Source organism: Sphingomonas sp. CCH15-F11 (assembly GCF_001557005.1).
Classification (GTDB): Bacteria; Pseudomonadota; Alphaproteobacteria; order Sphingomonadales; family Sphingomonadaceae; genus Sphingomonas.
In genome coordinates this window covers 1-453 of sequence record NZ_LSKG01000078.1, presented here as the reverse complement: position 1 = coordinate 453, position 453 = coordinate 1, and the positions used below count along the sequence as shown (strand labels likewise).

Genomic DNA, 453 nt, shown 5'->3' with positions numbered 1-453 from the left:
TGCCGATCGCGCGCGAACATCGCTGGCTTTACCCGATCGACTGGCGCGAGCTGTCCGCCTTCATCCGTTTCGGCCGCGCCAAAGGGCGCTGCGAGCATTGCCGTCGCCCGCACGGCCGCGACGTGCTGCACCTCGGCAATGGTATCTGGTGGGACGAGGACGCCGCGCGCTGGCGCGACGGGCGGGGCAGGGAGATTCGTCGCCTGTCGTCGCCGGACGAGCTGGTGCGCGCGCAACCGGGGTTCGTGGGTATCGACCCGCCCCCCTCGATGCGGGTCACGCGCGTCGTCCTCGCCAGCGCGCACCTCAATCACGATCCGGGTGATAACCGGCCGCGCAACCTCGCCGCGCTCTGCCAACGCTGCCACATGGTCCACGATGCGACCGAGCATCGCCGGCGCCGTTGGCGCAACGCCTTCCGGTTGCGCGGCCGGTTATCACCCGGATCGTGAT

The 453-nt window shown here is 70.2% G+C and carries 1 protein-coding gene; it reads left to right on the top strand.

Annotated elements, in window-relative coordinates:
- The coding region (locus AX709_RS18880) for a hypothetical protein (RefSeq protein ID WP_082731673.1) at positions 1-452 on the top strand (452 nt) is incomplete at its 5' end.
- Position 453: the final 1 nt, after the last annotated feature.